General features: G+C 63.2%; 12 protein-coding genes. 8 read left to right on the top strand and 4 right to left on the bottom strand.

Going from position 1 to position 14,082, the window contains the following annotated elements; all coding sequences use genetic code 11:
• Positions 1 to 2: 2 nt before the first annotated feature.
• The 3 genes from BMX07_RS23850 to BMX07_RS14640 form a co-directional block, all read right to left on the bottom strand.
• A complete protein-coding gene (locus BMX07_RS23850) occupies positions 3 to 662 on the bottom strand; it encodes a hypothetical protein (protein WP_139210919.1) in 660 nt (219 codons plus the stop codon).
• A gap of 3 nt (positions 663 to 665) precedes the next feature.
• Entirely contained in the window at positions 666 to 1,085 is a 420-nt protein-coding gene (locus BMX07_RS14645) for a DUF7994 family protein (RefSeq protein WP_090618788.1), read from the bottom strand.
• A 113-nt stretch (positions 1,086 to 1,198) separates the two neighbouring features.
• Positions 1,199 to 2,740 (bottom strand): aldehyde dehydrogenase family protein, encoded by a 1,542-nt coding sequence (locus BMX07_RS14640; RefSeq protein WP_090618785.1) that lies wholly within the window; start codon positions 2,738 to 2,740, stop codon positions 1,199 to 1,201.
• Positions 2,741 to 2,843: 103 nt separating this feature from the next.
• Between BMX07_RS14640 and BMX07_RS14635 the strand changes: the two genes are divergently transcribed.
• Positions 2,844 to 3,578: a helix-turn-helix domain-containing protein gene (locus BMX07_RS14635; RefSeq protein WP_090618782.1), complete on the top strand. Its 735-nt coding sequence runs from the start codon at positions 2,844 to 2,846 to the stop codon at positions 3,576 to 3,578.
• A gap of 1 nt (position 3,579) precedes the next feature.
• Here BMX07_RS14635 and BMX07_RS14630 read toward each other — a convergent pair whose 3' ends face one another.
• Positions 3,580 to 4,416 carry a proline dehydrogenase family protein gene (locus BMX07_RS14630; RefSeq protein ID WP_090618779.1) on the bottom strand — a complete coding sequence of 279 codons (837 nt, stop codon included), beginning with the start codon at positions 4,414 to 4,416 and terminating at the stop codon, positions 3,580 to 3,582.
• A gap of 166 nt (positions 4,417 to 4,582) precedes the next feature.
• Here BMX07_RS14630 and BMX07_RS14625 point away from each other — a divergent pair, with 166 nt between their 5' ends.
• From BMX07_RS14625 to BMX07_RS14595, 7 genes are all read left to right on the top strand, one after another.
• On the top strand, positions 4,583 to 5,818 hold the full coding sequence (locus BMX07_RS14625) for an ABC transporter substrate-binding protein (protein ID WP_090618777.1): 1,236 nt from the start codon (positions 4,583 to 4,585) through the stop codon (positions 5,816 to 5,818).
• 12 nt (positions 5,819 to 5,830) lie between these two features.
• A complete protein-coding gene (locus tag BMX07_RS14620; RefSeq protein WP_090618774.1) occupies positions 5,831 to 6,757 on the top strand; it encodes a branched-chain amino acid ABC transporter permease in 927 nt (308 codons plus the stop codon).
• A 1-nt stretch (position 6,758) separates the two neighbouring features.
• Complete coding sequence (locus tag BMX07_RS14615) at positions 6,759 to 7,940, top strand: branched-chain amino acid ABC transporter permease (RefSeq protein ID WP_090618772.1); 1,182 nt, start codon at positions 6,759 to 6,761, stop codon at positions 7,938 to 7,940.
• 64 nt (positions 7,941 to 8,004) lie between these two features.
• On the top strand, positions 8,005 to 8,781 hold the full coding sequence (locus BMX07_RS14610) for an ABC transporter ATP-binding protein (protein ID WP_394328397.1): 777 nt from the start codon (positions 8,005 to 8,007) through the stop codon (positions 8,779 to 8,781).
• Positions 8,778 to 9,491, top strand: a complete 714-nt coding sequence (locus tag BMX07_RS14605) for an ABC transporter ATP-binding protein (protein ID WP_090618766.1) — start codon at positions 8,778 to 8,780, stop codon at positions 9,489 to 9,491. The genes BMX07_RS14610 and BMX07_RS14605 overlap by 4 nt, the downstream gene beginning before the upstream one ends.
• A gap of 644 nt (positions 9,492 to 10,135) precedes the next feature.
• Positions 10,136 to 12,715 carry a methyl-accepting chemotaxis protein gene (locus tag BMX07_RS14600; RefSeq protein WP_090619920.1) on the top strand — a complete coding sequence of 860 codons (2,580 nt, stop codon included), beginning with the start codon at positions 10,136 to 10,138 and terminating at the stop codon, positions 12,713 to 12,715.
• Positions 12,716 to 12,839: 124 nt separating this feature from the next.
• Complete coding sequence (locus BMX07_RS14595) at positions 12,840 to 14,066, top strand: ABC transporter substrate-binding protein (RefSeq protein ID WP_394328396.1); 1,227 nt, start codon at positions 12,840 to 12,842, stop codon at positions 14,064 to 14,066.
• The last annotated feature ends 16 nt before the right edge of the window (positions 14,067 to 14,082 follow it).

The raw sequence follows: 14,082 nt of genomic DNA, 5'->3' as shown, positions 1-14,082 counted from the left end.
GACTACTTGCAATGAGGTACGGCCACGGGAGGAATGGGGTGTTCCTGATTGTCCGCTGGATTATTCGGACAGAAGACGTAGAGATTAGTAGGATTACAGACATCATCTGCATCACTCAATACCGCGTCAACTCCCGAAATAACGAGACACGCTTCCGTAATACCTTTCGGGACAGCATAGGTAACCGCACCGGCACTCCCCGTGGCAACCGTGAATCCGGTAGCCCCGGCAAGAGCAGCAGCATCAATATTCCAACAAGTTTTGGTGAGGTCAAGCGTTGCGCAGTGGTCGAAGTTGTTGTCTTGGAACCAGTTTTCGAGTCCCTCAGGCGGTTCATCACCGTCGACCGGATTCAAAGCATCTTTACCGAAACCGTACGCGTCTTCACCGAGATCAACTGCGGACTCGATCTTGTCGTTGTTGGAGACGAACTCCACAGTCTCCTCCCACTTATCCGTTGCACCGTCGATGATGTCTTTTCCTTTGTTTATGATACTATCAATCGGATTGTCTGGAATCCAATCGCCAAACAGCATCGGACCCTGATTGCCAGTTCCGTGGCTACTCGTATATCCAGGGTCCGTCTTCACTAACTCGCTGTCCGTATACACGTGGCCAGAGTATACCCCATACTTTTTTACGATGGCACTTAGCTCGAGCACGTCTCACCGCTCGACGGCGAACATCTCCTCGTCCAACTGACGGCCACCCGTCCAGCACTCGCGGGCGAACCACGTGACGTACCCGACTACGAACACTGTAAGCGCAGCAGTGAGCAGCCACGCCCCGCTCGCGACCTCGAGAGTTCGAAGCTGCGAAAGACCGAACCCGGCACAACCGATCCCAAGAATACCGACCCCAATCGCGGCGACGCGGGGCCAGCCGACGGCCCGTCCGCCAACGGCGAGCCGTTCTCGGGTGCCGGCGAGAAGCAGTGTGACACCGACGACGATCAGCCACCCGATCACGAGCAGTGTCTCGAGCGCCTGTAAGCCGCCGTTGACGACGAAGAGTCCCGCGAGCACCAGCGTCGCGGCCCCACTACCGGCGAACCCGTGTCGAACGATGGTCTTCAGTCCGCTCATCGATCGACCGATTCTCCGGGTGCGAAGTTAGTGGTTCCCACTCGTCGCGCCGATCAGTCGTGACCATCACTCGAGCGCGACTGCAGTTCGGTCGCTCGTGCGACCCACGCCGATCAGTCGTCGCTCGAGGTCTCGATATCCGCCGACAGTCCCTGTGCCATCTCGATATCCTTCGAGTTGTTCAGCGTCCAGGCGGTGCGCTCGGTGACGGCCTCGATGGCTTCTCGAGCGCTGGGGTAGCCGTTGCCGGACTTCTTGACGCCGCCGAAGGGGAGCTGGACCTCCGCGCCGATACACGGCAGGTTCGCGTACGCGAGTCCGAGTTCGGCGTGATCGCGGAAGTAGTTGATCTGGCGGTAGTCCTCGGAGATGATCGCGCCCGCGAGGCCGTACGGCGTGTCGTTGTGGATCTCGACCGCGTCCTCGATGTCACCCGAGTACTCGAGTAGAGCGACGTGCGGACCGAAACACTCCTCGTTCACACACTCGAGGTCGGTCTCGTCGGCGCTGACCTCGTAGACGAACGGGCCGACCCACTGCCCGTCCTCGTGGCCGTCCGGAATCTCCTCGTCCGCGAGGTCCTCCCGGTCGACGAGTACCTCCGCACCCTCGTCTCGTGCCAGCTGGTTGTGTTGGCGGATCTTCTCGACGTGCTCGGCCTCGATGGCCGGGCCCATGAACGTCCCCTCCTCGAGCGGGTCGCCGACGGTGACGCGTTCCGCGACTTCGACGAAGCGCTCCTTGAACTCGTCGTAGACGTCCTCGTGGACGATCAGGCGCTCGCTCGAGACGCAGCGCTGGCCGGTCGTCTTGAAGCTCGACATCACCGCGGAGTGAACCGCGATGTCCAGATCCGCCTCTTCGGTCACGACGATTCCGTTCTTGCCGCCCATCTCGCATGCTGCGAGTTTGCCGGGTTGGCCGCCGACCTTGCTGGCGATCTCGTGACCCACCTCCGCGGAGCCCGTAAAGAGGACGGTGTCGACCCGATCGTCCTCGCTAATGGCCGCGCCGGCGTCGCCGAAGCCCTGTACCATGTTGAAGACGCCGTCGGGGATGCCTGCGTCGTCCATCATCTCGGCGATGATCTGGGCGCACCACGGCGTCTGCTCGGCGGGCTTCCAGACGACGGTGTTGCCCTCGACCAGGGCGATGGCCATGTGCCAGAACGGGATCGCGACCGGGAAGTTCCACGGCGTGATACAGCCGACGACGCCGCGGGGTTTGCGCCGCATGGAGGCGTCTTTGCTACCGATCTCGCTCGGAATGACGTCCCCGTGGGGGTGACGCGCGTTGCCCGCCGCCCACTCGACCATGTGGTAGGCCTCGATGACGTCCGCGCGGCCTTCGCTGATCTCCTTGCCACACTCCTTGGTGACGATTTCGGCGAGTTCGTCGGTGCGCTCGCGTAGCTCGTGATAGATGTCCCAGAGGTACTCCGCGCGGTCGATGTAGGACAGCTCGCGCCACTCTTCGGCCGCGTCCTCGGCGGCCGCGAGGGCGGCGTCGACGTCGCTCTCGGTCCCCTGCTGGAACCGTGCGAGCGTCTCGCCCGTCGCCGGATTCTCGCTCTCGAACGTTTCGTCTCCGTCACCATCGGTCCAGTCCCCGTCGATATGGTGGCCGTATACCTGCTCCGCGGTTTGTTGACTCATGAATAGCGATTGGCTCGTCGGCATCGAATAACGGGACCCGTCCATGGTCGGGGGGCAATTCGTGAAACGAGAACTATTTGCATGGGATGTACCTAGATACACCATGGCACAGAGTCGATCATCCCACGGAACGCGGATCACGCTCGAGTTGTGGCATCCGAACTGCTGGGCGATCGAGTCGACCGAGCGTGTCGGCGGGGGCATTCTGGCACACGCGATCTACACCGCACCGACCACGGAGGGGGAGTCGGTCAACGGACTGTTCACCGCGTTCGGTCAGACGACCGACGAGGTCGAGACGTTGATCGAAGAGATTCGCGAGTCGCCACTGGCGGGCGAAGTCCTCGGACTCCAGGAACGGTTCGGTCGACGACAACCGTCCACGCTCCCGGGGAACGTCGTCCGCGAATTCTTCCTCGAGTACGATCCCGCGGACATGATCTGTCCGACGTTGCTCGAGCACGGCTTCGTCCACAGCGCCCCCGTTCGAATCGAGGATGGACGGGAGTACTGGGAGGTCGGATTCGCCGGCAGTCGGGACGAGATCGAAACCGCGATCGAGCACGTCTGTGACGACGGGTGCGCCGAGGTAACGGTCGAAACCGTCACGAGTACGCCGACGGGTGAATCCGAGCGCAAACACCGCATGGACGCCCTCACGAACACCCAGCGAGAGGTGTTCAAACTCGCCCGCAAGCGGGGATACTACCAGTGGCCTCGCGGCATCTCGACCCGCGAACTCGCCGACGAACTCGACATCTCGAAGACGACGATGCTCGACCACCTGCGAAAAGCGGAATCGAAGCTACTGGATCCCGACGACATCGGTGTCGAGTAAGTTAGCCCGTGAGCACTGCTCGAAGGGCGAAGAGGGCGTTTTCTTTGCGTTCGCGGACACGACGGTAGAAGTAGGAGAGCCACTTCGGTCCGTAGGGCGCGTACTGGTAGACGTCGTACTCCGCGGCGAGTTCCCGCTGTGCGTCCTCGCGAACGCCCATGAGCAACTGGAACTCGAAGGGCGTGTCGTGCGTCTCGGAGAGCCCCTCGACGTACTCGATGACGTCCGGATCGTGGCTGCCGACGGCGATCCCGTCGTCGAACGCCTCGAAGGCAAACGCGAGTAGTTCTCGATAGGACTCGTTGACCTGTTCTTTCTTCTTGTACGAGACATCGGCCGGTTCGTCGTACGCGCCCTTGACGAAGCGTACTTTCCCGGGGACGTCGGCCAGTCGTTCGACGTCCTCGCGCGTTCGCTTCAGGTTCGCCTGCACACAGACGCCGACGTTCCCGTCCGTCTCGTGTGCGTGGTGTTCGAACGCGTCGAGCGTGACGTCGGTCGTGGTGTAGTCTTCCATATCGATCCAGACGAAGACGTCGTGTTCGACGCCCGCGGTGACGATCCGCTCGAGGTGTGTCCGGAACACGCCGTCGCCAATATCGAGGCCGATCTGTGACGGTTTGACCGAGACACAGCAGTCGAGATCGGCGTCGTCGATCGCTTCGATGAGTTCGATGTACGTATCCGCGTCGGCAGTCGCTTCCGACGGCTCGTCGTAATGTTCACCGAGCAGATTGAGAATGCCGTTGATACCGTCTTCGTTGAGTGACTTGACGTGCGATAGTGCCCCGGACGGTTCTTCGGCAGCGACGAAATTTCTCGCAATCGGAAGGAGCATTGTCGGTGGATTAGATCGACAAAGCCTAAACGGCCACCCGACCATAGTCGGGGGTGAAACCCGCCGCGAATGTCGGAATTTCGCACTTCTTCGATCACCTAACTGGTTTCTGTCCATGGTCGGGTGTGGTATTACCGGGGAAAAATTCGAACCCAAGATCACAGCTATGACGGTTGATGACACATCACTTCGAAATCGACGAGAGATACTGACATACGGGGGTGCCTTGGGCGTTGCAGGGTTGGCCGGCTGTATCGGAACGACCGACGAGAGCGAGGGCAGCGAGGACGCGTACACGATCGGGATGATCGACTCGCGGTCCGGGTCGCTCGCGGACTTCGGGGAACGCAATCAGAAGGCCAAGGAAATCGCGCTGGCGGACGTCAACGAGATCGGGGTCAAAGACAAGGACCTCGAGATTCTCGTCGAGGACTCCGAAGGTGACATTCAGCAGGGCGTGTCGGCGGCACAGAAGCTGGTCAATCAGGACGGCGTTCCGTTCATCATCGGGGCGGTCGGATCGGGTGTGTCGATGGCCATCTACGAGAGCGTCATCCAGGGGACCGACACCGTCCAGTTGAGCCAGAACTCCACTGGACTCGGACTGACGGACTTCCCGGGGCTCCTCCGGATGTCGCCCAGCGGACGGACGCAGTCGATCGCGCTGGCGGACATCATCAGCGAGGACGGCTACGACGAAGTCGCGGTCACCTACATCAACGACGACTTCGGGGAGAGTCTGTACGATGCGTTCGCAGAAGCCTACGACGGCGAGGTCGTCTACGAGAGCGCCCACGACGGCGAAAAATCGTCGTACTCCAGTCTCGTCTCTCAGATGGACGGCTCCGGTGCGGACGCGTGGCTCTGTATCACCTACCAGACGGAATTCGCGACGATGGTCACCAACATGTACGAGGGCGGGTACGAGGCCCAGCTGTACGGGGCCGACTCCAACCGCGGTGACTCCGTCCTTGAGGGGACGCCCGAAGGGAGCATGGACGGCATGAAGGTCGTCGAACCGGCGGCTCCGGAGGAGCAGGACAACTACAAGGCGTTCGCCGCCGCCTTCGAGGACGAGCACGGCGAAGCGCCGACGGCCTGGTCGGCGTTCGCGTACGACTGCGTGATCACTGCCGCACTGTCGATCCAGGCCGCCGACGAGTTCACGGGGGCGGCACTCCAGGAGACCGTCCGCGACGTCACTCGCCCCGAGGGCGAGGCGGTCTTCACGTACGAGGAAGCCCATTCGATTCTCTCGGACGGCGGCTCGCCGTCGGATATCGATTACCAGGGGGTCAGCGGCCCGATCGACTTCGACGAGAACGGCGATCCGCGAGGCAGTCTCAAGGTGATCGAAGTTCAGGACCACGCGTACGTCTCGATCGGGTCCCGACAGTCGTAATCGGCTCTGACAATGTCTATTATAGAATACGCCGCGAACGGGCTGGTATATAGTAGCATCATCGTTCTCGGGAGCATCGGCCTTTCGTTGATCTACAGCATCGCCGGCTTCGCGAACTTCGCGCACGGTGATACGATGACCGTCGGCGCATATGCGACGCTGGTCGCGTTCGGTGCGATCGGCGGTATCGGCTTCAGCATCCTGAGTCTCCCGATCGGGTTTTTCGTCGCGTTGCTCGTCGGACTCGCCGTCGCCGCCGCCGTCGCGATCGTCACGGAGAAAATCGTCTACGACCCGCTCGACATCGGCTCGATCGGGATGCTGATCACGTCGATCGGGGTCGCGTTCGTCTATCGCGCCGTGATTCGACTCGGATTCGGCGCTGATACGGCACAGTACGACATCGCGACGCTCCGACCGATCGAAGCGCTGCTGCCCTACGGCGTCCGGATGACCGAACACGACGTCGCGATCGTCATCTCCGCAGCCGTGCTCGTGGGCAGCCTCCACGTCCTGTTGCAACACACTGATCTCGGGCGCAAGATGCGCGCGATGGCCGACAATCCCGATCTGGCCCGCGCCAGCGGCATTCGAACCGACCGCATCAAACGCTGGTCGTGGATCATCGGTGCGGGGCTCGCGGGCGCCGGCGGCGGGTTCCTCGGACTGTTCAACTCCCTCGAGCCCCGGATGGGGTTTAACGTGCTGCTGGTCATCTTCGCCGCAGTGATCCTCGGCGGGATCGGTTCCGTCTACGGCGCGATGCTCGGTGGCTTCCTCATCGGGATGGTCGTCGAACTGATGCCGCTCCTGTCGGATATCGGAATTCCGATCGGCATCGAGTACGCGAACGCGGTCGCGTTCCTCATCATGGTCGCCGTACTGCTCTTGCGACCGACCGGGATCGCCGGCGAAGCCATCGGCGAGGAGGGGGTGTGAGATGGGCGTTCCCTCCGACCCCCGCGGCTACTGGGACGATCTGACGGTCACGGAGCGAGGCGTCACGGCTGCGCTCGGAGCGATCGTGCTGGCGCTCGTGTTCGCGCTGCTTACCGGCCTCCTCAGCGCGTCGTATTTCCTCTTCCTGTTCGGACTGGCGGGGATGTACGCGCTCCTCTCGTTCGGGCTGAACTCCCAGTGGGGGTTTACGGGATTGATCAATTTCAGCGTCGCCGCCTTCTTCGGGCTCGGTGCCTACGGCGCAGCGCTGATGACTGCGAGCAACTCGCCGTTGCCGAGGGAATTCAACCCCATCTTCGGCCTGCTCCTCGGTCTGGTTCTCGCGGCAGTGGTCGCGGTTGCGATCGGGATTCCGACGCTGCGACTCCGTTCGGACTACCTCGCTATCGCGACCCTCGGCCTCGCGGAAGTCGTCCGGCTGTTCATGGTCAACGAACGGCAGTGGACCAACGGGGGGCAAGGGCTTCGCGGAATCCCGACCTTCTTCGAGGAGTGGCCGGTACTGGGAACGTTCCCCGACGTGATGCCGGCCCTCGAGATCCGGTTGCTCCCCGGATCGCCAGTCGTCCTCGGGTTCGCGTTCTGGCAACAGCTGCTCAACGTGCTCCTCCTGCTCATCTTCCTCGGTGCATCTTTCGCCGTTCTCCGACGGGCCCAGCGGTCGCCGTGGGGTCGACTCCTCCGGACGATCCGATCCGACGAAGACCTCGCGAAGGCGCTGGGGAAGAACACTTACTCGTACAAGATGCAGTCGTTCGTTCTCGGCAGCCTTATCATGGCGCTCGCGGGTGTCTTCTTCGCCCACCTGAACCTCGTGGTGACGCCGGACCAACTCGACCCGATCACGACGTTCTACGTGTGGGTCGCGGTGATCCTCGGCGGAAGCGGTTCGAACCGCGGGGCCTTGCTCGGCGGCTTCGTCGTCGTGGCCATTCGGGAGGGGTCCCGATTCGTCAACGACATCGGGTGGCTACCGATCGGCGGCGCACCTTTCCGACTGCTCACGATCGGGCTCCTGATCATCCTCGTCATGCGGTTCCGGCCACAGGGAATCCTCCCGCCACAGCGGGAGTTGATCTGGCCGAGCGCGGTCGACAATGCTGCGCCATCGCGCCCAGAACAGGGCGTCCGCGACGTGAAAGCAGGTGAGAAGAATGAGTGACGTGATCGAAGAGACGAAATCGACCGAACAGACGGACGCGAGTACGGCTCAGACGAACGCCGACATGTCGAAAGACGACGTCGTCCTTCGTGTCGAGGACCTCCAGAAATCGTTCGGGGCGCTCATCGCGACCGACCACGCCACCTTCGAGGTCGAACGTGGGACCATCACGGGCCTCATCGGCCCGAACGGTGCCGGGAAATCGACCCTGTTCAACCTCGTCTCCGGCTTCTACGAGCCTGACGGCGGCACCGTCACGGTCAACGGGACGGACGTCACCGGCAAGGAACCCTACGAGGTCGCCGAACACGGTCTCATCCGGACGTTCCAGACGCCACGGAAACTCGAGGGGATGACCGTCCGCGAGGCGATGCTCGTCGGCCCGCGGAAACAGCCCGGCGAGTCGTTCATCAAACTGTTCACCGATCCCGGGACCGTCGCCGAACACGAGAAAAAGAACCTCGCGGACGTCGAACAAATCCTCGAGGAGTTCGAGATCGACCATCTCGCGACCCAGCCCGCGACGGACATCTCCGGCGGGCAGATGAAACTCGTCGAGCTGGCTCGTGCGATGCTCGCCGAACCGGAGGTGCTCCTGCTCGACGAGCCGGTTGCGGGCGTCAATCCGACGCTCAGGAACAAACTCGCCGACCAGATCCGTCGGCTCAACGAGCAGGGAACGACCTGCTTGCTCATCGAACACGACATGGAGTTCGTGATGAGTCTCGCCGATCCGGTCGTCGTCCTCGATCGGGGGAGCGTCCTCACCGAGGGGACACCGGCGGAGATCCAGTCGGACGACCAGGTCATCGACGCCTATCTCGGGGGTGGTGGCGCATGAGTGGCGATCACGTCCTCGCACTCGACGCCGTCGACAGCGGCTACGGCGAGGTGCAAGTGCTCGACGACTGCACGCTTCACCTCGACGAGGGTGAGATCGTCTGCCTGATCGGTCCGAACGGTGCCGGGAAGTCGACGGTACTCAAGACCGCGTTCGGCATGCTGACGCCGTGGGAGGGTGCAGTGACCTACCACGATCGGGACATCGGCGGCATGGCCCCCGAAGATATCGTCCGCGAGGGGATCGGCTTCGTACCCCAGACGGAGAACGTCTTCGGCTCGCTCACCATCGAGGAGAACCTGCGGATGGGCGGCGTCGCCCGCGACGACGACCTCGAGCCCGTCCTCGAGACGCTGTACGATCGGTTCCCGCTGCTCGAGGAGAAGCGAACGGCGAAGGCGCAGAACCTGTCGGGCGGGCAGCGACAGGTGCTCGCACTCGCCCGAGCGCTGGTGATGGAACCGGACGTGCTCCTGATCGACGAACCCTCCGCGGGACTGGCTCCGAACACCGCCGACGGCGTGTTCGCCGACGTGCAGGAGGTCAACGCGATGGATACGGCGATCCTGATGGTCGAACAGAACGCCAAGAAGGGGCTGGGGATCTCCGATCGGGGCTACGTCCTCGATCAGGGGACGGTGCGATTCGAGGACGAAGCGGACGAGCTGCTGGACAACGAGGAAGTGTCCAAACTGTACCTCGGCGGCTGAGGACAGGCCCCGACGGCGATTCCTCGCGGTCGGTGCTCGAGCCGCGATCGTTGCTGTCGTTCGCTTTTCGACACAAACCGACGGATGCTTCTCGCCGTTGCTGTTTCCGTTCGACGGCAACCACTCGAGGCTATCTGCCGGGTTCGAGCGACTGCATTCGAGACTGTCGATGTCGTCTCGAATGACGGCTCGAGCGAGCCGCCGGAAAATGGGACAGCGCCGACGAGCTATGGAATGGTTGACAGTCTGCACCGGTCGTCGGCTGGTATCGTGATCGGGTTTCGGTACGGTACTTAGTCGGCTCCGGAGCACTCGCCCCAGCCACAGGACGGACAGTGAAGCCGGCCGATGCCGGCGACCAGTTCCGTCTCGCACTTGAGACACAGTGGCGCACTGTACGGCGACGTGCCGGCTTGTGTTTCGATTGTGGATTGGTGATTCATGTGTATCGCGATCGTTCGGAGACCGCTATCTGGAGACTCGTGAGCGACGTGCCTATAGAGCGGCCCGACCATGGGACCATTGCTCGGGGACGGTCGCGATCGAGGCCCTATCGTCCTGAAGCCGCTGTTTCGGTCCCGTTTTGGCCACCGCCCGACCATGGTCAGGTCTGCCTTGATATGTTATCCTTCCAGTCTGACAGTATGAAGCGACTGCGAACAGCGGTCCCAGCGCCGATACGCCGAAACTACGCGCTCAAATTCGGCATCGCGTTGCTGGTACTCGGCGTGTCGGTCGGGATAATCGGGTACGGGGGGACGGTTCTCATCCAGGACGATATCGAACAACGGGTCACGGAGGATTCGGGCACGGTCGCCGCCCAGGAAGCGGAGAAACTCGAGACCTGGAACGAGAAAAACCAGCTCACGGCCACCATGCTATCCCGGTCCGGTCCGGTTACGAGCGGCAACGAGGCGGTGATCGACGACTACCTCTCACAGCGGGTCCTCGAGTTGCCGATCGGCTCGCAGGCGATCCATTACGTCGACGTCGAGGAGGGACGGATCGTCGCGAGTTCGGCCGACGACGCGACCGGTCGTTCGCTCGCCGGTGTCGATGAACCGTGGACGGAAACCGCCTCGAGTCCGAGCGCCGACGTCGCAGTCTCGACGGCCTACGAGGACCAATTTACCGGCGAATCGTTGCCGATGATCGCGTACACGACACAGGTTAACGGCGATTCGGGCCACGCGATCGTCTACACGGTCAACTTGCACTCCTACGCCGCGAACCTCCAGCAGAGCGAGGAGGGGTCGGTCGTGCTCGTCGCCGACGGTGAGGACCGCATCATTGCCGACGGCTCCAATGCGAACCTGCTCGAGCAGTACGACACCGCAGCGCCCCTCGACCGGGCGCGGAGCGGTGGACCGACGAACCCGGGGGCGATGACCGTCGCGCCGGACGACCTTCTCGGCTCGACCGCCTACCCGGTTTCCACCGACGAGGACCACGTCGTCGGGTATGCGCAGGTCCGGAACAGCGACTGGGTCGTCCTCTCGCATACTCCCGAGAGCACGGCCTACGGTTTCGTCTCCCAGGTTCGAACGTACGGGCTGTACGCGACGTTCGCCGGCGTCTTGTTGATCGGCGCGGTCGGTGCCGTCCTCGGACGGAACACCGCCGTCTCGATCGACCGACTCACGGACAAGACCGACCGCATGAAAGACGGCGATCTCGAGGTCGAGTTCGATACGACACGGATCGACAACATCGGCCGGCTCTACGACGGGTTCGCCAGCATGCGCGACTCGTTGAAGACGCAGATACAGGAGGCGAAAGCGGCTCGCGAAGAAGCCGAGCAGGCACGGACCGAGACGGAGCGGATCAATCGGCACCTCGAGGAGAAAGCCGACGAGTATCGGGTGATCATGCGTGCGTGCGCCGACGGCGATCTCACGGCACGGATGGACGCCGAGAGCGAGAACGAAGCGATGCGCGAGATCGCGACGGAGTTCAACGAGATGGTCGACGAACTCGAGACGACGGTCGCTCGAGTGTCGGCCTTCGCGAACGAGGTGGCCGTCGCGACGGAGCAGGTCACCGCGAGTTCCGAGGAGGTCCAGTCCGCGTCGAAACAGGTCTCCGAGTCCGTCCAGGAGATCGCCGACGGGGCCGATACGCAACACGAACGGTTCCAGCGGGCCTCGACGGAGATCGAGGGCCTCTCGACGACGACCGAGGAGATCGCGGCCTCGTCGAACGAGGTCGCCGATATCGCCGAACGGACGGCGGAAACGGGCGTCGACGGGAAAGCCTCGGCACAGGAAGCGGTCGCGGGACTGAACCGGATCGAACGCGACTCCAGCGAGGCCGTCGCCGAGATAGAGGCGCTCGAGTCGGAGATGGCTCAGGTCGACGAGCTCGTCGAGTTCATCTCGGAGGTCGCGGAGGAGACCAACCTCCTGGCGCTGAACGCGAACATCGAGGCGTCCCGCGACGGTACCGATAGCGAGGGATTCTCGGTCGTCGCAAACGAGGTGAAAGAGCTCTCGGCGAAGACCAAGGAGACCGCCGACGACATCGAGGATCGCCTCGAGCGCATCCAGACCCAGACCGAGCAGGCGGTCGATGTCGTCACGACGACCCGGGAACGGGTCGCCGAGAATCGGGACGTGATCGAGGGGACGGTCGAGTCGCTCGAGGAGATCGCCGACTACGCACAGGAGACGAATACGGGCGTGCAGGAGATTTCGGCGGCCACCGAGGAACAGGCGGCCTCGACGGAAACGGTCGTGACGATCGTCGACGAAGCGGCGACGATCTCGGCGGAAACGACCGCGGAGACCGAAACCGTCGCCGCCGCGGCCGAAGAGCAGACGACCGCGCTCTCGGAGGTCACGACGAGCGCATCCGACCTCGCGACGCAGGCCAGCCGGCTGTCCGAGACGCTCGACCGGTTCGAACTCGACGAATCGATACAACGACAGTTCGAACCCAGTCGTTCGTCAGCCGAGACGAGCGACGACGCTGCCGACCCGCCGGCACCGGTCGGGACAGGCGAGGCACCGTCCGGCGATCCCGATAGCGATCGACCGGTGGGATTCGAACCGGACGGTGACGAAGGCACGGAGGCGGACGACGAACCGGACGGTGACGAAGGCACGGAGGCGGACGACGAACCGGACGGTGACGAAGGCACGGAGGCGGACGACGAACCGAACGAAAACGACGTATTCAGATTCGGAGCCGATTCGACGCAGACGGAGGGCCACGATGGGGACTAACGATCGACGCGAGGGCGACGGACGGAATCGAACGGAAGATACGAGCGGGAACGATGGCGAGCCACCTCGTCCCCCATCCGAACGCACCACGTGCGACGGTTCGACGGAACGGTCCCAGCCGTCCCTGACCCGCCGCGGCGCGCTCTCGCTTGGGGCCGCGGGTCTCGCCGGGACGGCCGGCTGTCTGGGGAGTGGGACGATTCCCGGATTCGGCAGCGAGGACCACGGGTCCTACACCATCGGGATGGTGAACTCGGAATCGGGGACGCTCGCCGCGTTCGGTCGTCGGAACGAACGTGGATTGCGGAGTGCGCTCACCGCGATCAACGCGGCCGGTATCGGGCCATCGAACGAACCGCTCGTCGTCGAGGTCGAAAACGACAGGAGCAGTGAGACTGGCGGCGTCGACGCGGCCCGACGGCTGGTCGAGCAGGTCGAGGTTCCGGTTCTCGTCGGGACCGTCGGCTCCGGAATCACGGAGCGCATTCATCAGGACGTCGTCTCGGGGACCGACGTCGTCCAGATCAGCCAGAACAGCACCAGTAGCTCCCTCTCGGACTATCCCGACCTCTTGCGGACCGCGCCGAGCAGCAATACCTTGGGCGCCGCGCTGGCGAATCAAGTCAGCGAGGACGGTCACGAGACGGTTGCGCTCACGTGGATCGACAACGCGTACGGGAAGGCGCTCTCGGAAGTCTTCGTCGACGCCTTCGATGGAACTGTCGCGTCGAACGACCCCCACCCCGCCGGCGGGTCGTCGTTCGAGTCGGAGCTGTCGTCGATGGCCGACACCGATGCGACCGCCTGGGTCTTCCTCACGTACGCCGACGAGTTCACCGTGATGATAACCGAAGCCTACGAACAGAACTATCACGAGGCGGTCGACTACTACGGCGCGGAGAGTACGATCGCGGAGGAGATCCTCGCGGGAACGCCGGAGGGGAGCCAGGAAGGGCTCACGGGGATCACCGAGAGCGCACCCGTCGATCAGGAGAACTATCAGCAGTTCCGTGACGAGTATCGCTCCATCTGGGGGATGGACCCCACCGTCTGGGCGGCCTACACGTACGATGCGGTGGTGCTCTCGGCGATCGCCCTCGAGGCTGCCGAGACGGCTACCGGGAGCGCGATCGGAGACATCGTCCGAGAAATCACGGTCGAACCCGGTGACACGGTTACCTCGTTTCAGGAGGCGAAAGCGGCGTTGGCCGACGGTGGCCCCGAAGACATCAACTACGACGGCGTCAGCGGCCCGCTCGCACTCGACGAGAACGGCGATCCGAAGGGGTTCTATCAGGTCTTCGAAGTCGTCGATCACGACTACGAGTTCGGATCGTTCATCTCCGGGTGAGACACGAGGGAATCAC

This window comes from Natrinema salaciae (genome assembly GCF_900110865.1).
GTDB classification, from domain to species: Archaea; Halobacteriota; Halobacteria; order Halobacteriales; family Natrialbaceae; genus Natrinema; species Natrinema salaciae.
The sequence above is the reverse complement of the archived record's forward strand: the minus strand, read 5'-3'. Positions and strand labels throughout refer to the sequence as shown.